At 72.3% G+C, this 19,991-nt stretch carries 13 protein-coding genes; 7 read left to right on the top strand and 6 right to left on the bottom strand.

The window, feature by feature from the left end; all coding sequences use genetic code 11:
* Positions 1 to 15: 15 nt before the first annotated feature.
* From BEK98_RS05160 to BEK98_RS05150, 3 genes are all read right to left on the bottom strand, one after another.
* Positions 16 to 2,160 carry a tetratricopeptide repeat protein gene (locus BEK98_RS05160; RefSeq protein ID WP_094215181.1) on the bottom strand — a complete coding sequence of 715 codons (2,145 nt, stop codon included), beginning with the start codon at positions 2,158 to 2,160 and terminating at the stop codon, positions 16 to 18.
* Positions 2,161 to 2,169: 9 nt separating this feature from the next.
* A complete protein-coding gene (locus BEK98_RS05155; RefSeq protein WP_094215180.1) occupies positions 2,170 to 3,870 on the bottom strand; it encodes a trypsin-like peptidase domain-containing protein in 1,701 nt (566 codons plus the stop codon).
* A 66-nt stretch (positions 3,871 to 3,936) separates the two neighbouring features.
* On the bottom strand, positions 3,937 to 6,543 hold the full coding sequence (locus tag BEK98_RS05150) for a glycosyl hydrolase family 65 domain-containing protein (protein WP_094215179.1): 2,607 nt from the start codon (positions 6,541 to 6,543) through the stop codon (positions 3,937 to 3,939).
* A 416-nt stretch (positions 6,544 to 6,959) separates the two neighbouring features.
* Between BEK98_RS05150 and BEK98_RS05145 the strand changes: the two genes are divergently transcribed.
* From BEK98_RS05145 to trpD, 6 genes are all read left to right on the top strand, one after another.
* Positions 6,960 to 9,950 carry an AfsR/SARP family transcriptional regulator gene (locus BEK98_RS05145; protein ID WP_094215178.1) on the top strand — a complete coding sequence of 997 codons (2,991 nt, stop codon included), beginning with the start codon at positions 6,960 to 6,962 and terminating at the stop codon, positions 9,948 to 9,950.
* 194 nt (positions 9,951 to 10,144) lie between these two features.
* Positions 10,145 to 11,182, top strand: a complete 1,038-nt coding sequence (gene sbnB / locus BEK98_RS05140; RefSeq protein ID WP_094215177.1) for a 2,3-diaminopropionate biosynthesis protein SbnB — start codon at positions 10,145 to 10,147, stop codon at positions 11,180 to 11,182.
* A gap of 42 nt (positions 11,183 to 11,224) precedes the next feature.
* Positions 11,225 to 12,739: an anthranilate synthase component I family protein gene (locus BEK98_RS05135; RefSeq protein WP_094215176.1), complete on the top strand. Its 1,515-nt coding sequence runs from the start codon at positions 11,225 to 11,227 to the stop codon at positions 12,737 to 12,739.
* Positions 12,736 to 13,323, top strand: a complete 588-nt coding sequence (locus BEK98_RS05130) for an anthranilate synthase component II (RefSeq protein WP_094215175.1) — start codon at positions 12,736 to 12,738, stop codon at positions 13,321 to 13,323. The genes BEK98_RS05135 and BEK98_RS05130 overlap by 4 nt, the downstream gene beginning before the upstream one ends.
* Before the next feature lie 238 nt (positions 13,324 to 13,561).
* Positions 13,562 to 13,789, top strand: a complete 228-nt coding sequence (locus tag BEK98_RS05125; protein WP_094215174.1) for a hypothetical protein — start codon at positions 13,562 to 13,564, stop codon at positions 13,787 to 13,789.
* Positions 13,790 to 13,828: 39 nt separating this feature from the next.
* A complete protein-coding gene (gene trpD / locus BEK98_RS05120) occupies positions 13,829 to 14,908 on the top strand; it encodes an anthranilate phosphoribosyltransferase (protein ID WP_094215173.1) in 1,080 nt (359 codons plus the stop codon).
* Positions 14,909 to 14,989: 81 nt separating this feature from the next.
* On the opposite strand, the gene BEK98_RS05115 is transcribed toward trpD, so the two are convergent.
* The 3 genes from BEK98_RS05115 to BEK98_RS05105 all read right to left on the bottom strand — a co-directional run bounded on the left by BEK98_RS05115 (position 14,990) and on the right by BEK98_RS05105 (position 18,617).
* Positions 14,990 to 16,333 (bottom strand): cation:proton antiporter, encoded by a 1,344-nt coding sequence (locus BEK98_RS05115; protein WP_094215172.1) that lies wholly within the window; start codon positions 16,331 to 16,333, stop codon positions 14,990 to 14,992.
* Positions 16,314 to 16,928 (bottom strand): flavin reductase family protein, encoded by a 615-nt coding sequence (locus tag BEK98_RS05110; protein WP_167444091.1) that lies wholly within the window; start codon positions 16,926 to 16,928, stop codon positions 16,314 to 16,316. Before BEK98_RS05110 ends, BEK98_RS05115 begins: the two co-directional genes overlap by 20 nt.
* A gap of 87 nt (positions 16,929 to 17,015) precedes the next feature.
* On the bottom strand, positions 17,016 to 18,617 hold the full coding sequence (locus BEK98_RS05105; RefSeq protein ID WP_094215170.1) for a tryptophan halogenase family protein: 1,602 nt from the start codon (positions 18,615 to 18,617) through the stop codon (positions 17,016 to 17,018).
* Between the two features lie 311 nt (positions 18,618 to 18,928).
* Between BEK98_RS05105 and sbnA the strand changes: the two genes are divergently transcribed.
* Complete coding sequence (gene sbnA, locus BEK98_RS05100) at positions 18,929 to 19,939, top strand: 2,3-diaminopropionate biosynthesis protein SbnA (RefSeq protein WP_244201752.1); 1,011 nt, start codon at positions 18,929 to 18,931, stop codon at positions 19,937 to 19,939.
* Positions 19,940 to 19,991 lie beyond the last annotated feature (52 nt).

Genomic DNA, 19,991 nt, shown 5'->3' with positions numbered 1-19,991 from the left:
CCTCGACGGAACGTATCAGGAGCTTAGCCCCCCGGGTGTTGCTCCGAAACGGGAATGACCGGTTCTGCCACGCTTTCCCCACCATCTCCATCTCAGCGCCGGACGCAGCCGGTTCGCCAGGTCCACCAGTGCGACGTACTCGCGCTCGGTGGGTGCGTGCGGGCCGAGGGCGCGGATCGCGTCGGACAGTTTCAGCCGGTCGTGGGTGCGCAGGAACTCCGCGTACTGGATCTCGGCGCGCAGTGCGGCGGCCGCCGCCTCGTCCACGTCGAGGCCGGGCAGGGCGGCCCTGGCCCGGGCCACGTCGTCCTCGGTCGGCGCCGGGTGGTCCGGCTCGGCGAGGACCATGACGCGCAGGCGTACGGCCGCCACCCGTGCCTCGCGCTCGTAGCGGAACTCCTTGGCCAGCTGTTCGGCGACGTCCACCGCCTTCGCGCGCTCGCCGGCCAGCAGAAGGACGCGGGCCAGGCCGAAGCCGGCCGCGCCGAGGGCCGGGGTGGTGTCGAAGACGGTGCTGTAGTGCGCCCGCGCGACCGCGCGGTCCTCGCGCAGCTCGGCGCACAGGCCGAGGGCGAGTTGCGGCAGCAGCTCGCCGGGGAGTGCCCTGCGCACCTGGGTGAACACGACGGAGGCCCGCTTCGGGCGCCCGTCGGCCAGCGCGATCAGGCCGCAGTACCAGTCGGGCAGCCAGTGCCAGTCGGGCAGGGCTGCCGCCGCGAGCTGTCCCGCCGCCGATGCGGCGTCCTTTCTGCGGAGGGCGAGTCGGCTCTCGGCCAGCGCGCTGTCGGCCGGGCCCGTGACATCCGGGTCGTCGGGATCGGACAGGGGGGCCGGGAGGGCTGCCGCGACGTCGCCGGGATCCGGCGAGGAGAACGGCGCGGGCATCTTCAGCAGCGCTTCCTCGTCCGGCTGCGCCTCGACCCAGTGGGCGAGGGGGCGGGCCGCGCCCAGCCCGCCGTGCAGCGCCTCGGGCATCGAGCCGAACAGGGCGGAGGGCCGGGCCACCTGACGGCGCGTCGGCGGGGCCGCCACGACCTGCCGGATGACACCGCTGAGCTGCTCGGCGAACTGCCGTGCCGACACGAACCGCCGCCACGGTCGCCCGGGGTCCGTGGCACGGTCCAGCAGCAGGTGGAGCGAGTCGACGCCCGGTGTGGAGCGGTCGGTCCAGCGGGAGCGGCAGACCTCGCGCAGGGTCATGCCCAGCCCGTAGAGGTCGAAGCCGGCGGTGGGGCGCAGATGTTCCGGATCGGTCTCCGGCGGCGCGAACGCCCTCGTGTACGCCACGACCGGCCCGGTGTCCTTCGTCTGGCTGCGCACCGCGCCGAAGTCGATGAGCCGCACCCGGTCGAGCGCGCCCGCCGGGCTCTCCTCCCGGAAGCGGATGATGTTCAGGGGTTTGACGTCGCAGTGCAGCAGGCCCCGGGCGTGCAGGTAGTCGAGCGCCTGGAGGATGCGGACGCCGTGTGCGAGGAGGGTTTCGAGGCGGTCGCCGTCGCGGGCCGAGAGCGGAACGCCCGGCACGTATTCCAGGACGAGGTGCGGCCCTTCGTGCTCGTAGCCCAGGATGCGGACGATGCTGTCGTGCCGGAGCTCGACCAGGACGTCCCGTTCGTGCCGGGCGGTCTTGGCGACCGACTTGTTCAGGGCCTTGAGGACGACGTGGGTCGCGAGGTTGCGGTCGTGGGCGAGGTAGGCGGCGCCGTACGCCCCCGAGCCGAGGACGCGTGCGACGTCGTAGCGACCGGCGATGGTGAGGCCGCTCGGCTGGGCGAAGTCGAAACGGGTGCCGCAGTGCGGGCAGAAGCCGGTGGTCCGGCCCGGCTCGCCGTCGTGGCCCCGGCCGACCGGCTGCCCGCAGGAGGGGTTGGCGCAGAAGCGGTGGTCCTCGGCGACCGGGTCCGACGAGTTCAGCGGTGCGTCCGGGGCCTGCGGGGCCTGATCGGAGTCGACCAGGCCGAGGCCGTACCAGGGGTCCGGGCGTACGTGCGCCACGCCGACCCGCGCGCCGCCCCGCGCCGGCGGTTCCGGTTCCGGGGCGCGGTCCGCCGACGCGGCGTCGTCCTGCGGCAGCGGCTGCCGGTCGCACACGTCGCAGAAGCCCTGTGCGTCGATCTCGCCGCGCCCGCAGTCGGGGCGATTGCACATCTGACGGCTCATCCGTACGCGTCACCCTTCCTCGATCCGTCGGTTGACCTCGTCGGTGTAGCGCCCGACCAGCTTGCGCGCGGCAACGAGGTCGATCGGCTCGGTCCGCAGCGCGCGGGCGGCGGGGGCGTGTTGCTCGGCGAGCCGTCGGTCCTCGTCGCCGAAGTACCGCGCGGCCCGGACGCGGTGCAGTTCCAGGCCCGCGCTGAGGTCCTGGTAGGTCGCGATCATCCGGCGCAGGTCGTGGTCGAACCGGGCCAGGGCGGCGCGGGCGTCGACGGCCCGGTCGTGGACCGCGGTGAGTTCGGGGTTGGGCTCCGTCGCCCGGGCCACGGCCAGCCGGACCCGTAACCGGGGCGCGGCGCGGGTCGGCAGCCGGGGTGCGGCGAAGAAGCGTACGCCCCACTCCTGTTGCAGCGCGGACGCGGTGTCCTCCGCGGCGGCGAGCTGTCCCACGACCGTCTGGACCTCGGCGGCGGTCACGCCCCGGGCGGCGTCCCCGCGCAGTGGTTCGGGGTCGAGGGAGACGTCGTAGGCGAGGTCGGCCGGTGGCGTTCCCTCGAAACCGAGGACGAGGCGGACGCCGCGCGACCGGGCGCGGGCGGCCAGCTGCCCCAGCAGCTCCTCCACGAGGGCTTCCGGGTCCTGGGCCCGGTCGACGCCGCCCACCACCAGGCAGGCGGGCGGCCTGCGGCGCAGCAGTTGCCGCCGCACCTCGTGGGCGTCCCCGCCGGGGAGCCCGAACCGGCCCGTGAGGTAGCCGCTGACGTCGGCCACCGACTTGCCGCGCGCGTCGTAGGCCGCGTCGATGGCGCCGAGCCCGAGGACCGTGTCCCCGGGGGCGCCGGTGAGTTCGGCGTCGGTGACGGTGGCCCGGGCCGCCGGATCGGCCGTCCGCACCAGACGGACGAGCCAGGAGTCGCCCACGGCGGTCGTACCGCCGGTGCCGACGACGACGGTGCCGGACCAGTCGCTGTCGAGCAGCCGGGTCAACTCCTGCGTCAGCGCGAGCCGCAGCGGGTCGCCCAGCACATCGCCGGGCAACTCACCGTGCGAGGAACCCAGTTCGTCAGTGCGGTCACCGCCGGTGAACTCCCGGATCCGGGGCAGATACGTCAGCATCGTCTCGGTCGGCAGCATCCAGGCCGCCTTCGCGTCACCGTCGACGAAGTCGGCCACCACGATGCCGATGACGCGGCCTTCGAACTCGCCGTCCACCGCCATCGCCCCGGCGCCCGAGTACCCCGGCTCGATCCACGGGTCGCCCGCGCGCACCCGCTTCAGCAGACCCCACTCGCCCTGCCGGTGGCCGGATCCCGCCAGCCGCGCGTCCGTCCCCATGCCGAACGGTGCGGTATCGGGAAAGCCGTACACCTGGACCGTGCCGCCGGAGATGGGTGCCTTCCACAGCGTGGTCCGGATGCCGCAGTCGGCCGGCTCGTCGAGTTCGAGCAGTGCCACGTCACCGCGCTGCGTGCCGGGCTCGTACACCCACGTGCCCGGTGCCACCTGCGCGGTGCGGGACCACTCCGGGCGGCACGCCACACTGCTGATCCGCACGTGGGACGTGATGCCCCCGGGTGCCGCTCCGGCGTCACCGACCACATGGGCGCAGGTGAGCACATGCCGGTCGTCGAGCAGCACTCCGGCGCCACAGGGCGTGCCTTCCTCGTCGTCCACCCTCACGCGCCAAGGACCGTCACTGTGGTGATGCAGCGCCATACGGACACGGTAGGGCAACGAGCGCCACCTTGACCCGGGTTGTCGAGCCGGGGCCGGTCCCGACCGTCAGGCCCGAACGTCCAGCTCGGCCAGCGCCACCGCCTCCCCGCGCACGCTCACCCGCACGTACCGGACCGCGGTCCCGTCCGCCCGGTGCCAGGCCCGCCCGTCCGCCGAGACCTCGACGGCGGACGACGCCGGCCGCTTCTGCCACGTCGGCCGGACCGTGCCGACGTTCACCTCCCGTCCCAGGTCGACGGTGAGGGCGGCGCGCTCGGCGGCGGGGGACCAGACGGTGGCCGGGCTGCCGTCCACGGCCGCCTCCGGGTACAGCCCCGGCTCGGCCGAGGTCGCCGCCGCCGGCCGGCAGCGGGCCAGGTCGGGGGTCGGGACGAGATCGGGGCGGCGGGTCTTGAGGGTGACCGTGCCGGAGAGCGTGAGGCGGCCCTCGGGGGTGTCCAGGGGGATCGGGTCACCCGAGCGCAGCCGGACCGTGGTGGTCTCCGGCCCGATCCCGACGTCGTACGTCCGCCCGCGCCACCGCAGCCCCGACAGGCGCACGCCGTCCATGAGCTGGGGCGGCAGCGTCGGGTCGAGGTGCAGGGCGTCGGCGCGCAGCCGCAGACCGGTCAGGCCGTGGGTGAAGACCTGCAGGAAGCCGCCCTTGCCGGTGAGGAAGTCCTGGGCGGGCGAGCCGGCGAGCGGGTCGGAGGCTCCCGCCTTTTCGCCGCGCGACTCCGAGAAGAGCGCGAACGGGCCCCGCGCGAAAGGCTGGTAGGCGCGCCGCAGGAAGGTGTACGCGGCACAGCCCGGCTCGCCGATCGCGGCCGCGTCGATCGCGTGCACCGAGTCGGTCATGGCCGGACCGTCCGGATCGGTGCGCGCGGTGTAGTAGTCGAGCGTGGCGGCCGCGGCGCCGTCCGGCATGGGCCACTCCAGCGGGTAGACGAGCAGCACGGTGTCGGCCTGCTTGATCGGGGAGCCGTCGTAGCCGTCGTACTGGAGGAAGACCTTGCGCCGGGGGTCGTACGGGATGCGCAGCCGTCCGGCGATGCGCCGCCAGTCGGCCGGGGCGGGCCTGCCCAGCACCCGGGCGGCGTCGGTCGCGGCGCGCAGCGCGGTCGCGGCGACGGCGTTGGTGTAGGCGCCGTCGGTGACGCCGTTGCTGTACTCGTCGGGACCGGCCACTTCCTCGACGGAGTACGAGCCGTCGGCGTTCGCGGTGACCCGCGAGGCCCAGTACCGGGCAAGCCCGTCGAGCAGCGGCCACCCCCGCTCCCGCAGCCATTTCCGGTCACCGGTGGACAGGTAGTACTGCCAGGCGGCCAGCGCGATGTCGCCCTGGAGGTGGTTCTGGGTGACGCAGTGCGGCGGCTGCCAGCTCTGGCACTCGCTCCACAGCCGGCCGTGGCTCGCGCTCGTCCACGGGTAGAACAGCCCCTTCACGGCGGTCTTCGCGGCGTTCTCGGCGGCGGCCGCGCGGGTGCGGTACCGGTACTCCAGCACCGGGCGGGCCAGCTCGGGGCGGGTGGCGAGCAGCGACGGGAACATCCACGTCTCCGCGTCCCAGAAGATCATGCCCGCGTAGTTGTCGCTGGTCAGCCCGGCCGGGGCGATGCTGTCCCGGGCGCCCGCACGCAGCGACGACAGCAGACCGTACTGCGCCGAGCGCACCCAGAGCTGCAGGTCGGGGTGGCCTGGCACCTCGATGTCGGCGTCCCACAGAGCACGCCAGGCGTCCTCGTGCGAGCCGAGCAACGCCGCCCATCCGCGCCCGGCGGCCCGGTGCGCGGCGGCGCGGGCGGCGGAGCGGGGGTCGCGGGAGGTGAGCGCGGTGTCGACGCCGACGTACTTCGTGGCGGTGTAGGTGCGCCCGGAGCGGACCGGAAGGGTGGCGGCCTGACTGGCACTCAACTCGCTTTTCCCGCCGCCGCGGTGCCGGAGACGCCCGCTCGGCGCCTCGAACGTGGACGCGACCGCGCCGTCGGTCCCGGTGCCGTCGGTCCGGAACGCCACGCCGATCGTGCGCGCGTCGACGGGCCCCGCGCCGGTCCGCGTGACACGGCGGGCGCCGCGGCCGTCGATGCGGTCGGTGAGGGTCAGCTCGCCGTCCCAGTGCGGGGTGACGCGCAGCCGTACGGCGCCGGTGTGCGGGTCGTCCCGGGACGTGAGGACGTCGTACGTGAGGTCCGTTCGGCGGCCGTCGGCGCCGGTCCAGGTGAGGCTGGTACGGAGGTAGCCGCAGCGCAGGGAGAGCGTCTGCCGGTATCCGCCGACCCGGCTGCGGGCGCCGTAGGTCTCGCCGCCGGCCGTCACGTCGAGCCCGGTCCAGGTGGGCAGCGCGGCGAGCGCCTCGCGGCCGGCGGTGTTCTCGGGACCGCGGCCGTAGAGGCCGGAGACGAAGGTGCCGTCGTAGCGCGGGGTGTACAGCGGCCAGCCGGTCGTCTCGCCGGTGGCCGCGTATCCGGTGCCGGTGGGCGGGACCCGGGCGGCGAGGTAGCCGTTGCCGACGTACGGGTGGTGGGTGTCCTTCGCGTCGATCCGGGTGGCGGTCGGGGCCCAGCCCGGTGCGGTGCACCCGTTGCCGGGTGAGCGGGGCGCGGCGTGGGCCGGGGGGAGGGGCAGGAGGAGGGCGGCGGCCAGGAGGGGGGCGATGAGGTGGGGGTTCTTCACGGATCGACGATGCGGGGAGAAAGGGGGTGAAGAGGCGGAAGGCGCGGGGAATTACCACGTACGGGGTGTGAACGGGCCACGGCCGGCTCCGGTGCCACGCATTTCCGGGGCGGCCAGGCACTCGGTGCCGAACTGCTGTGCGGCAGTGAAGCCCTGTGTGGCCCGTCCTGGAACTTGTGCTCGGGGTCAGCATGTTCACACAATGAGGGGAATCGGGGGAGGGTGTGGTGTGCGAATTCGCATTCCTGAAATGTGTGGACTGAGCAAGTAAAAGGGGAATCACAGATTTCGCAATGGCGTGCCCCGTGAATGGTGCGACCGGTGAAATCGGTGGGGGGCAAGTTCACTTTCTCGGGTATTGTCGTCCGTTGGGCCACCTGGCGGGACGTAGGGATGGAAGTTCTGGGGGAACATCCGTGGGCGAGCGGCTCAGGTTCGAGGTACTCGGGCCCGTGACGGTGACGTCACAAGGCCGAAGTCTGCCGATCGGCGGTGCGCGTCAGCGAACGGTGCTCGCTCTGCTGCTGCTCAATTCGGGCCGGATCGTCCCGGTGGACACTCTCGTGGACGCCGTCTGGAACGACCGCCCGCCGGCCACCGCCCGCACCCAGATCGCGATCGTGATCGCCGCACTGCGCAAGACGTTCAAGAGTCACGGAGCGGCCGAGGACATCATCGTCACCGCCCACCCGGGCTATGTGCTCAGACCCGACGGCCACTCGGTGGACGTGCTCGAGTTCACCCGGCTGGTGAAGACCGCCGAGACCGCCGTGCAGCAGGCGCGGCACGCCGAGGCCGCCGGGTGCTACACCCAGGCCCTCGCGCTGTGGCGCGGGCCCGCCTTCGCCGGTATCTCCAGCTCCCTGGTCGAGGACGAGGCGGCCCGCCTGGAGGGCCACCGCCTCAACGCCTACGACGACGCCACCGCCGTCCAGCTCGAACTGGGCAACCACCACGACCTGGTGCCCGAACTCACCTCCGTGGTGCGCGAACACCCGCTGCGGGAGCGGACCCGGCACCATCTGATGCTCGCCCAGTACCGGTCCGGGCGGCGGGCCGAGGCGATGGCCACCTTCCGGGAGGCGCGCGCCCAGTTCATCGAGGAACTGGGCATGGAACCGGGCCCGGACCTGCAGGGACTGCATGACGCGATCCTGCGCGACGACCCCTCGCTGGCGCCCGCCCCGGCCGTACCGGCGAGCGACGCGCTGCGTGCCGACACCCTCGTCGTCCCCTCCGAACTGCCGCCAGACGTCCCCGGCTTCACCGGGCGGGAAGTGGAACTCGCCTTATTGGACACGCTGGTGGCGGGCCGCGACCGCCAGCACGGGCCCGCCATCGGGCTGATCACCGGCATCGCGGGGGTCGGCAAGACCGGTCTCGCCGTGCGCTGGTCGCACCGGGCCGCCCAGCACTTCCCGGACGGCCGACTCTTCGCCGACCTGCGCGGCTACGACGAACACCACGAGCCGACACCGGCCCGCGACGCGATGAGCAGGTTCCTGCGCTCGCTCGGGGTGCCCAGCGACCAGATCCCCACCGAGACCGAGGACCTCGTCGCGCTCTACCGCAGCGTGCTCGCCGAGCGGCAGGTGCTGCTGGTGCTCGACAACGTCCGCTCCTTCGCCCAGATCCAGCCCCTGCTGCCGGGCAGCGGCGGCTGTGCCGTGCTGGTGACCAGCAGGGAGCAGCTGGAGGAGCTGGTCACCTGGCCGCAGGACGCCCGGGTGCACCTCGGGGTGCTGCCCGGGGACGACGCGGTGGAGCTGCTCGGGCGGATCGTCGGCGAGGAGCGCATCGACTCCGCCCGCGCCGACACCCGGCGCCTGGCCGACCTGTGCGACCGGCTGCCGCTGGCGCTGCGCATCGCCGCCGCCCGGCTCGCCTCCAAGCCGCACTGGACCGTACGGCACCTGGTGGCCCGGCTCGGCGACGAGCGGCGCCGGCTGGACGAGCTGAGCCAGGGCGCGGCACAGGTGCGGGCCAGCTTCGAGCTGTCGTACCGCTATCTCCCGGACGACGCGGCCCGGCTCTACCGGCGCCTCGGCCTGCTGGACGTGCCGGACTTCGCCGCCTGGGTCGGCGGTGCGCTGCTCGACGTCGACGTGCTGGACGCCGAGCGGCTCATGGAGGACCTGGTCGACGCGCAGTTCCTGGAGGTCGTCGGCGTCGACGCGACCGGCCGGCTGCGCTACCGGCTGCAGAACCTGATGCGGCTGTACGCGCGCGAGCGGGCGCAGGCCGAGGAGCCGGAGCCGGAGCAGCGGGCGGCCCGGGAGCGGGCCTTCCGCACCTGGCTGTCCCTCGCCGAGGAGGCCCACCGGCGGGAGTACGGCGGCCACTTCAGCGTGGTGCACAGCCCCGCGCCGCGCCGCCCCCTCGACCGTATCCACACCGACGAACTGCTCTCCTCGCCGCTGGAGTGGCTGGAGGCCGAGCGGCTGTCGCTGGTGGCCGCGGTGGCGCAGGCGGCCGAGCTGGAGATGGACGACCTCGCCTGGGATCTGACGGTGTCCGCCGCCGTGCTCTTCGAGACCCGGCACTATCTGGAGGACTGGCGGGAGTGTGCCGAGGTCGCGCTGGAGGCGGCCCGGCGCAGCGGCAGTCTGCGCGGTCAGGCGGCCATGCTGCACCAGCTCGGCGGGGTCGCCCAGTCCTACCGGCGGCTGGGGGAGGCGCACGCCCGGTACACCGAGGCGATGGAGCTGTTCGAGCAGGCCGGTGAGCCGCACGGGCTGGCGCTGAACCTGCGGAACCTGTCGATCCTGGAGCGGTTCAGCGGCGACCTCGACCTCGCCATGACCCGGCTGGAGCGCGCGGGCCAGATCTTCCGCACCGTCGGCGACATCTCCTCCGAGGCGCACGCGCTGGACAACATGGCCCAGATCGAGCTGGAGCGGGGCAACACCGAGCTGGCGATGAAGCTGGGGGTCGAGGCCGTGCGCGTCATGGAGTCGATCGACCGGGGCAGCAAGCGGGGCGTCGCGCAGACCATCCACCGGCTCGGCCGGGTGCATCTGGCGCGGTCCGATTTCCCGAAGGCAGAAGAAGCGTTTCTGCAGGTGATCGAGCTGGTGCAGGCCAAGTCCGATCTGGTCGGTCTCGCCTACGCCCTGCTCGGTCTGGGCGAGGCCCGGCTCGGCGCGGGTGACGTGGACGCCGCCGAGGCCACCCTCACGGAGGCCCTGGACGTCGTCGAACGCATCGACAGCCCCCTCGTCGACGGCCAGATCAACCTCGTCCTCGGCGAGGCCCGCTGCCGCCAGGGCCGGCTCGACTCCGCCCGGGAGCGGGCGAGCGCGGCCCACGCCGTCTTCCTGCGTACGGGTTCGCCCCGCTGGCGCGCGCAGGCCGAGCGGCTGCTGTGCCGGCTGGACGAGGGGCCCGGTCAGGGCGCTTCCGGCTGAGAGCCGTTTCGTGCACGTCCCGTACCGCCAGCACGTGATCCGCACCGCAAGCACGTGATCCGTACCGCAGCACTTCCCGTACCGCAGCACGCGATCCGTACCGCAGCACGTGATGTAGACGCCCAATAATCAGCCGATAAGGGACGTGCCTACTTTCGGCTGGGACAGACGTCAGCCGAAGTGTGGAGTACAAGATGCCGCCCGTTGCCAAGGCGCCTTCCTTCGCGGTGATTTCCGGGGCCCAGGTCCACCGGGTACTCGACGGCCGGTACCAGGAGGTGGTGGGCCTGATCGAAACGGCGTACCGCGTCCACGGCGCCGGTGACACCGTCAATCCGCCGTCCTACTTCCTGCGCTTTCCCGACCGGCCCAGCTCCCGCATCATCGCCCTGCCCGCGTCCCTCGGCGGCGACAACCGCGTCGACGGGCTGAAGTGGATCTCCAGCTTCCCCGAGAACGTGGCCGCCGGACTGCCGCGCGCCTCCGCCGTGCTGATCCTCAACGACCACGACACCGGCTATCCGCTGGCCTGCCTGGAGAGTTCCATCATCAGCGCGGCCCGTACGGCGGCCTCGGCGGCGCTGGCCGCGGACGCGCTGAGCCGGGGGCGGGGCGAGCGGCCCCGGCGGGTCGGATTCGTCGGCACGGGGCTCATCGCCCGCTACGTCCACCAGTACCTGGCCGGTACCGGCCGGCGGTTCGACGAGATCGGCGTGCACGACCTCTCGGCCGAGCACGCGGCCGGATTCGCCGGCTACCTGGAGGGGGCGGCGGACGGCGGCCGCGTCACCGTGCACGAGAAGGCCGAGGACCTGGTCCGGAGCAGCGACCTGATCGTCTTCGCCACGATCGCCGGCACCCCGCACATCACCGACCCCGGCTGGTTCGGCCACCACCCGCTGGTGCTGCACGTGTCGCTGCGCGACCTCGCGCCCGAGGTGATCCTCACCGGCGCCAACTTCGTCGACGACATCGAGCACTGCCTGAAGGCCGACACCTCCCCGCACCTGGCCGAACAGCTCACCGGCGGCCGGGACTTCATCGACGGAACCCTGTACGACGTCCTCACCGGCGAGCGGGCCGTACCCGCCGACCGGCCGGTGTTCTTCTCCCCGTTCGGCCTCGGCGTCCTCGACCTCGCGCTCGGCAAGCACGTGTACGACACCCTGCACGCCTCCGGCGAACTCGCCGTCCAGCCGGACTTCTTCCACGAGCTGCGCCGCTACGGCTGAGCGCACTCCTGACCGGACCACCCCGAGGAAGGGGCCCCACCCGTGACCACCCTGCTCGACCCACCGCCCCACGCGGCCGGCGCCCGGCGCCGGCCCGTTTCCGTCCGCGTCGACGAGACCCCGCTGCCCCCGCACGACCCGCTCGCCCTGTACGACACCCTGCGCCAACGCCTCGGCGACGGCGAGGTGTTCCTCCTGGAGAGCCTGGAGGCGCCCGAACAGGAGGGCGGGGACTCCCTCGTCGGCCACGGCCGGCTCGCCGAACTCCAGGTGCACGCCGACCGGGTCACCGTCGACGGCATCGCACCGGTCGTGGACGCGCTGCTCGCCGCCGCCGACGCCCTGGACCTCGCCCCGCTGCCGGGCGGGGCACGGGCGCTCGCCTCCGGCGACCAGGTGTGGGAGCTGCTGCGGGCCGCCGAGCGCACCTTCGCCGTCGAGACCGCGGTACCCGCGGACACCTACGCCTTCGGGTTCCTCGCCACCGTCGGATACGGCGCCGCCTGGCACATGGAGCGGCTGCCGCACCGCACCGCCGACGGCGGACCCGACCTGGTGCTCACCCTGTTCCGCGAGGTCGTCCACTACGACGGCGCCACCGGTACCGTCGCGCTGCGCACCGCGCACAGCGAGGACTTCCCGCCCGCCGATCCCGGCACGGTCGCGGGGGCCGTCGCCCGGCTGCGGCCGGTGCCCGGTGCCGTACCCGAGGCGCCCGTGCCGCACGCGGTGCACGACAGCACCGACGAGGAAACGTTTCTGGGGAACGTCGCACGCTGCCTCGGGCACATCCGGGTCGGGGACATCTACCAGATCCAGATCGGCCACCGCATCGACGTCACCACCGACCTGGCCCCGCTCGACGTCTACCGGCGGCTCAGGCACCGCAACCCGTCCCCGCACATGTACCTCGTGCCGCGCGGCGGGGCCACCCTGATCGGCGCCAGCCCCGAGGTGCTGTTCGCCACCCGCGGCGACCGGATCGTGATGCGGCCCATCGCCGGCACCACCCCGCGCAGCGGCGACCCGGCCGTCGACGGCCCCCGCATCGAGGCACTGCGGGCCAGCGAGAAGGAGCGCGCCGAGCACGTGATGCTGGTCGACCTGTGCCGCAACGACATCGGCCGGGTGAGCCGGCCGGGCACGCTGGCCGTCGAGCGGCTGATGACGGTCGAGACCTACTCGCACGTCTTCCACCTGGTCTCCTCCGTCGAGGGGCGGCTCGCGCCCGGCGAGGACACCTGGTCCGCGCTGCGCGCCACCTTCCCGGCCGGCACGGTCACCGGCGCGCCGAAGATCCGCGCCATGGAGATCATCGAGGAGCTGGAGAGCGAGCCGCGGCGGATGTACGCCGGTGCCGTCGGCCTGGTCGACGTGCGCGGCTGGTCCCGGCTCGCGCTGTGCATCCGTACCGTCGCCCACGACGGGACGACGTACTCCACGCAGGCCTGCGCGGGCATCGTCGCCGACTCCGACCCGCACGCGGAGTGGCGCGAGACGCTGCACAAGATGGGCGCCGCCTACTGGGCGCTGACCGGTGAGGAGCTGCTTCCGTGAACGTCCTGCTCGTCGACGCCTACGACAGTTTCACCCACATCATCGACCAGTACCTGCGCACCCTCGGGGCACACACCGAGGTGGTGCGCTCGGGTACGCGCACACCGGAGCAGCTGCTGGCCGGGGCGCCGGACGCGGTGGTCCTCGGTCCGGGGCCCGGGCATCCGGCCGACTCCGGGCACGTGGAGCTGGTGCACGCCTTCGCCGGGCGCGTGCCGCTGCTCGGCATCTGCCTGGGCCACCAGGCCATCGGGCTCGCCTACGGGGCCGAGGTGGCCGTCGCCGAGCGGCTCAAGCACGGCAAGACCAGCCCGGTCACCCACGACGGGGCCGGGGTGTTCGCCGGGCTCGGCACCGAGGTGACCGCCACCCGGTACCACTCGCTCATCGTCGCCGAACCGCTGCCCGAGGAGCTGACGGTGACCGCGCGGGCCGTGGACGACGGATATGTCATGGGCCTCAGACACCGGCATCTGCCCGTCGAGGGCGTCCAGTTCCATCCCGAGTCGGTGACCACCCTCGGCGGGCTGCGGCTGCTGGAGAACTTCCTGAGGGGCGCGGCGGCGGTGGAGCGGGTCGCTTGACGAGCGGAATTAACGGCACCGGGTGCGGAATTACTCGTACCGGTGCCGATTCGCCTTCCAGGATATCGGAATTCGGTGGTCCGTATTCCCGGGGACCGCCTCTGACCTGCATGTATATCATCGTTATCGTCGGTCGTGCAGAGGCGAAGCTCGGCCGATAATAAAGCGAAGCGGCACCCCCATAGATTTCTTGCTGTCGGAACGAACCGCAGCAACGAAAACCCAACGGGAGACGAAAATGCAGCTCGTCAAGACCGCTCGGAAGAACAAGCTCCAGGCCCTCGTCCTCGCCGTGCTGACCGCGGGCGCCGTCTTCACCGCGGTGGCCGGCGTCGACCACGCCGAGGCGCAGCCGCGGCCGCGGCCGGCCGCGGTCGCCGACGGGGTCATCGAGGCCGGCGTCGTGGTCTCCGGCGACGGGGTCACCGTGAAGCTGGGCACCGGCGGCGTGGACCCCTGGAGCTAGTCGGGGCGACGGGCCGACCACGGACCGAAGGAGAGATCTGTGAGCACAGGCACCGAGACGGAGCGGACGGAACGCTCCTGGCCCGCACTGCTCGGGTCCGTTCTGAACGGCCGTGACCTGTCCGGCGCGGACACCGCGTGGGTCATGGACCAGGTGATGCGGGGCAGCGCCCCGGACGCCCTGATCGCCGGCTTCCTGGTCGCCCTGCGCGCCAAGGGGGAGACCGTCGGCGAACTGGAAGGGCTCGTACGGGGAATGATGGCGCACGCCGTGCGCATCGACGTGCCGGGGAGGACCGTCGATGTGGTCGGTACCGGGGGAGACGGGGCGAACACCGTCAACATCTCCACCATGGCCGCCATCGTGGCGGCGGGCGCCGGCGTACGGGTCGTCAAGCACGGCAACCGGGCCGCGAGTTCGGCCTCGGGCTCCGCGGACGTACTGGAGCGGCTCGGCGTGAGTCTCAGGATTCCGCCGGGGCAGGTCGCCGCGGTGGCGGAGGAGGCAGGGATCACCTTCTGCTTCGCCCCCGACTTCCATCCGGCGATGCGGCACGCGGCGGGGGCGCGCCGGGCGCTGGGCATCCCGACCGTGTTCAACGCCCTGGGCCCGCTGACCAATCCGGCGGCTCCCGCGGCGCACGCGGTGGGGGTCTCCGACCCGCGGCTGCTGCCGCTGGTCGCCGGAGTGCTGGCGCGGCGGGGGGCCACCGCGCTGGTGTTCCGGGGGGACGACGGACTCGACGAGCTGACGGTGACGACCACGTCGACCGTGTTCTCGGTGGCCGGGGGTCAGGTGCGGCAGGAGACGTTCGATCCGCGGGACGTCGGGATCGCGCTCGCGCCGGTCGAGGCGCTACGGGGTGGCGACGCCGTTCACAACGCGGGTGTGGCGCGGCGCTTGCTGGACGGTGCGTCCGGGCCTGTTCGGGATGCGGTGTTGCTGTCGGCGGCTGCTGCTCTGGCGGCTTCTGAGGAGGGTGGCGGTCGTACGGTCACCGAGCGGATCGGTGCCGCGTTGGGTCGGGCTGCGGATTCCGTGGACTCCGGGGCGGCTCGGGCGACGCTGGAGCGGTGGGTTTCCGCGACGCGGGAGAGGGCGTTGGCGCCAGCCGCGTGAGTGGGCCCCCGGGGTCGGTGTGACCGCCCCCGGGGGCTGCGCCCCCAGACCCCCGCTGTCGGCCCTGAACGGGCCTCGTCCTCAAACGCCGGACGGGCTGGTTTCAGCCGGCCGGGGCTGGGAGGTTGCCGGAAGGTTCTGAGAGGCCTCGGCCGTTACGGCGAGGGCTTCGGGTTCGGCTCCGGCACCGGCGTCGGTCGGCACTCGGCGGAACCAGCTCAGCGCAGGAGAGGTGATCGCCGTCGTGAGGAGGGCCATCAGGACCAGGATCGTGAACAGGGCGGGTCCGATCACGCCCAGTTGGAGGCCGAGGTTGAGGGCCACCAGCTCGGTCAGGCCGCGGCAGTTCATCAGCGCGCCGATGGACATCGCGTCCCGCCAGGTCTCGCCGGCCAGCCGGGCCGCGGCCGTGCTGCCGCCCCACTTGCCGAGCCCGGCCACCGCCAGCACCGCCGCCGCCCACAGCCACTGGGTGGAGTCGCCGGTGAGCAGGGCGACGTCGGTCTTCAGGCCGGTGCTGACGAAGAACAGCGGGAGCAGCACCGGGACGGTGAACGCCCGCAGCCGGGCCGCCGAGAGTTCGACCGCGCGCGAGCCGCGCGGGGTCACCACGCCGAACAGGAAGGCGCCGAACAGGGCGTGGATGCCGATCCGGTCGGTGACGAAGGCCGACAGGCACAGGCCGCTGAACAGCACGACCAGGACGGTGGACTCCACCGCCCGCGAGGCCCGTCCGGCGGCCTTCGTGAGCAGCGGTCGTACGATCCACAGCATCGCCGCGAGGAACACCACGGACCACAGCGCCGTCAGGGCCGCGTCCTGGAGGGAGCCGCTCGCGCCGACCGCCGCCACCACCGCCAGCAGGCACCAGGCGGTCACGTCGTCGACGGCCGCGCAGGCCATCGCCAGCGAACCCAGGCGGGTGGTGTACATGCCGCGGTCGGTGAGGATGCGGGCCAGCACCGGGAACGCGGTGATGCTCATCGACACCGCGATGAACAGGACGAACGGCAGCCGGCCCACGCCCTCGGGGGCGAACGTGCCGTACATGCCGAGCGCGAGGAGTGAACCGAGCGTCAGCGGCAGGGCGATGCTGGCCTGAGAGACCGCCACCGCGGAGCGGCTGTGGCCGCGCAGCGCCGAGAGGTCCAGCTCCAGGCCGACCAGGAACATGAAGGCCAGCAGCCCCAGATTGCCCAGCGCGCCGATGTACGGCAGCACGGCGGGCGGGAAGAGCCAGTGCTGGAGCGACGGTGAGAGCCAGCCGAGCAGCGACGGGCCGAGCAGGATGCCCAGCGTGATCTCGCCGATCACCGGGGGCTGGCCCAGCCGCCGGAACAGACCTGCGCCGGCCCGGCAGGCGGCGATGACCACCGGTACCGCGATCAGCAGATCCGGCACCGGGTCAAAGGCGGGTGCCGACACGGGCGTCTCCTTCCAGGGGTACCGACATCTCGGCGAGCGGGCTCGTCGCCACCGACCAGCGGGCGTACCGGCGGCGGCCGTACAGCAGGGGCTCGCCCCCGTCGGCCAGCGTGACGCCGGTGACCCGGCCGAAGACGGCCGTGTGGTCGCCGACCTCGACCGTGTGCGCGATCTCGCAGTCCGCGACGGCCACCGCGGCCCCGGTGAGATGGGGGCCGCCGGCGCCCAGGGGCAGCCGCCACTCGGCGCGCTCGAAGCGGTCGGCGGTGCCGGAGGCGAACAGGTCGGAGACGTCCCGGGCCCGCTCGTCCAGCAGGTTGACGGCGAACCGGCCACTGTCCAGGGCGGCCTGCAGGGTGGGTCCCGCGGTGCGCAGGCAGACCACCAGGGTGGCCGGATCCAGGGCCACACTCGCCAGCGAGCTGCAGGTCATCCCGCGCGGGACGGAGTCGGCGTCGAGCGCCGTGACGACGGAGACCCCGGACGGGAAGCAGGACATCAGCGGGCGTATGTCGGTGTTATCGGTGTTATCGGTGTTATCGGTGTTGGCGCTGTTGTCAGGGTTGTGGGACGCCGTGCTCAGGGATGTGCTCATGCAGGAGGACTCCTGTCCGTGAGAGGCCGGCGGTGCCGCGCCGCCGGGGGGAGCGGCGGGCACCGCCGTGCGGTCCTGGGCCTGGCCTTACTTGCCGTGCAGCCGGCGCAGGTAGTCGTAGGCGCTGGGGAGGGTCTGCAGCAGGTGCTCCTGCTGCTGCCGGACCTGCTCGAACAGCGGCTCGGCACCCGCCACGGACTCCGGCTTGTGGGCGAGCGCCGGCAGCGGGGCGTCGGGTTCCAGGCCGAGCCCGGCGAAGATGCAGTAGTAGCTGCCGTTGGTCCAGAAGTTGCGGAACTCCGCCTCGAAATTGCCGTAGTACGTGGACTCGTCGGCGATCGGGGAATTGATCGGCAGGCCCGCCTTGTAGGCCGAGATCTTCTGCTGGATGTTCTCCGGCAGCGTCAGCTTCTTCTGGGCCTGCCAGAACGGGGTGTCGTTGCGCGGGGCGTAGTAGAAGTGCGCCTGGATGAAGTCGCGGGTGTCGTCGAACATCACCTCGATCTCGTGGTTGAAACTGTCGACGAGTGCCGGGTTGAAGGTGCGGTCCGGGAAATGCTTCGCGAGCTGGTAGATGGCGGCGGTGATGAAGTAGATGCCGGTCGACTCCAGCGGCTCGAGGAAGCAGGAGGCGAGGCCTATGCTCACCACGTTGTTGACCCAGGCGCGACGGTTGCGGCCGACCCGGAAACGGACGTGGTTGAACTTGGTCTCGGCCGGGTCAAGATTCCACAGTTCGCAGAATTCCCGGGTCGCCTCCTCCTGCGAGGTGAACTTGCTGGAGTAGACGTAACCGGAGCCGAAACGGCCCAGCATCGGGATCTTCCAGGCCCAGCCGGAGGACATCGCGATGGCGGAGGTGTACGGCTCCACGCCGTTCGCCTCGTCGTCGTGCGGAACGGCGGTGGCGACCGCGCTGTCGCACATGAGGTGGTCGCTCATGTCCAGGAACGGCTCGCCCAGGGCCTTGTTGATCAGCAGCCCGCGGAAGCCCGAGCAGTCCACGAACAGGTCCGCCTCCAGCACCCGCCCGGACTTGCAGTGCAGCGCGGTGACGTACCCGCGCTCGTCCTGCTCGACGCTCACCATCTCGTCCTGGACGTGCTCGACGCCCTGCTTGTCGGTGGCGAACCGGCGCAGGAAGTCGGCGACCAGCGCGGCGTCGAAGTGCCAGGCGTAGCGGGTGGAGGGGGTGCCGTCGAGCCACTTCGGGGAGAGCTTGGCGTCCATCGCCGGGGGCTCGCGGAAGCACGAGTAGTCGAACGGCACGTCCGTGCGGCCCTCGTGCTTGTTCTTGAACCAGTAGTGCGACAACGGCGTGTTGTCGTGGTCCGGCAGGATGCCGAACGGGTGGTAGAAGTGGTCCGGCCGGCCGTCCTCCAGCGTGCGGGCCTCGGGCTCACCCTGGCCCGGGGTACGCCAGTTGACGAATCTCACCGCCATCTTGAAACTGGCGTTGCACTCGCGCATCCACTCCTCCTCGGGTATCCCGAGATAGTCGAAGAGCACGCGGTGCAGATTGGGAACGGTGGCCTCGCCCACGCCGATCCGGGGAATGGCGGGGGCCTCCAGCACCTGGATGTCCACGGTGCCCTGCAGAGCCTTGCCCAGATAGGCCGCGGTCATCCAGCCGGCCGTACCGCCGCCGAGAATGACGACCTTACGGATACGGGAGTCGGTATCGGTCATATGCGGGGCTCTCTCTCCTGGTCGGGTGGGTCGGGAGCACATTCGTCCCGGCGCTGTCGAGCGATTCCACGCCAGATTCGGAGGGCCGGCTATGCCGCTTCTATAGATGGCTGGAATCTCTGCTTGAGCAGCCTTGTATGGGTGAGGTATAGGCGGCCCGGCGATTGTCGGTTGGCATAGAAAACCGCCCCGCAACTCCCAGCAGAGGATGGCTGCATCAGATGCCGTACGAAGACGGGAATGCCGTTGTCCCGGGGCCGGGCGGACTCCCCGGCACTCCGCCGTCCGGACTCAAGGGAATCCTTTCCGCGGTGGGGGGAACCCCGCTGATCGAGCTGGAACGGCTCGTCCCGGGATTTCCCGGCAGGCTGTTGGCCAAAGCCGAACGGTTCAACCCCGGCGGCAGTGTCAAGGACCGCTCCGCGCTCGGCATGGTGCTGGGCCGGATCCGCTCCGGGGAGCTCGTGCCCGGCCGCTCCACGGTGATCGAGTCCAGCTCCGGCAACCTCGCCATCGGACTCGCCCAGATCTGCGGGTACTTCGGACTGCGCCTCGTCTGCGTGGTCGACGCCCGCACCACCCAGCAGAACATCGCAATCCTGCGCGCCTACGGCGCCGAGGTCGAAGTGGTCCGCGAGCCGGACCCGGTCACCGGCGAGCTGCTGCCCGCACGGCTGCGCCGGGTGGCGGAACTGCTGGCCGAAACCCCCGACTCGTACTGGCCCGACCAGTACGCCAACCCCCTCAACCGGCAGGCCCACCTGACCACCATGCGGGAGATCGCCGAGGCGCTCGACGGACGGGTGGACCACCTGGTCCTGGCCGCCGGCACCGGCGGCACCCTGGGCGGCTGCGCCGAGTACATCCGGCAGGCGGGCCTCGCCACCACCGTGCACGCCGTCGACGCCGTCGGCAGCGTGCTGTTCGGGCCGACCGCGAGCTGCAAGCGGCTGGTGCCCGGGCACGGTGCCTCGGTACGGCCCAAGCTGCTGCGCCCCGCGGACGCCGACCACGTCATCCACGTCACCGACCTGGACTGTGTGGTGGGCTGCCGGCGGCTGGTGCGGCGCGAGGCGATCCTCGCCGGCGGCTCCTCCGGGGCGGTCGTGTCCGCGCTGGAGAGCGTCCTGCCACGGGTCGAACCCGGCGCGAACGTCGTCCTGATCCTGCCCGACGGCGGCGACCGCTACCTCGACACGATCTACGACGACGCCTGGGTACGGCGTCACTTCGGCGCGGTCTCCCACCTCTGGGAGGACGACACCGCGTTCCCCCAACACGCCGAGAACACGAGCGAGTTGGCCGATATAGGGCAACGATAGCCGGCCCGCCCAGCATGGTCGGCATCGACCACGGAACCCCCTTTCATCCCAC

The sequence above is a fragment of the Streptomyces diastatochromogenes genome, from assembly GCF_002242805.1.
In the GTDB taxonomy this organism is placed as follows: domain Bacteria; phylum Actinomycetota; class Actinomycetes; order Streptomycetales; family Streptomycetaceae; genus Streptomyces; species Streptomyces diastatochromogenes.
Note: the sequence above shows the minus strand (reverse complement) of the source record. Positions and strands in the feature narration are given on the sequence as shown.

Coding starts and splice junctions, on each gene's coding strand:
- sbnB (WP_094215177.1), top strand. CDS start 10,145: ATGCCGCCCGTTGCCAAGGCGCCTTCCTTCGCGGTGATTTCCGGGGCC.
- BEK98_RS05155 (WP_094215180.1), bottom strand. CDS start 3,870: ATGGCGCTGCATCACCACAGTGACGGTCCTTGGCGCGTGAGGGTGGAC.
- BEK98_RS05110 (WP_167444091.1), bottom strand. CDS start 16,928: ATGAGCACATCCCTGAGCACGGCGTCCCACAACCCTGACAACAGCGCC.
- BEK98_RS05160 (WP_094215181.1), bottom strand. CDS start 2,160: ATGAGCCGTCAGATGTGCAATCGCCCCGACTGCGGGCGCGGCGAGATC.
- BEK98_RS05105 (WP_094215170.1), bottom strand. CDS start 18,617: ATGACCGATACCGACTCCCGTATCCGTAAGGTCGTCATTCTCGGCGGC.
- BEK98_RS05125 (WP_094215174.1), top strand. CDS start 13,562: ATGCAGCTCGTCAAGACCGCTCGGAAGAACAAGCTCCAGGCCCTCGTC.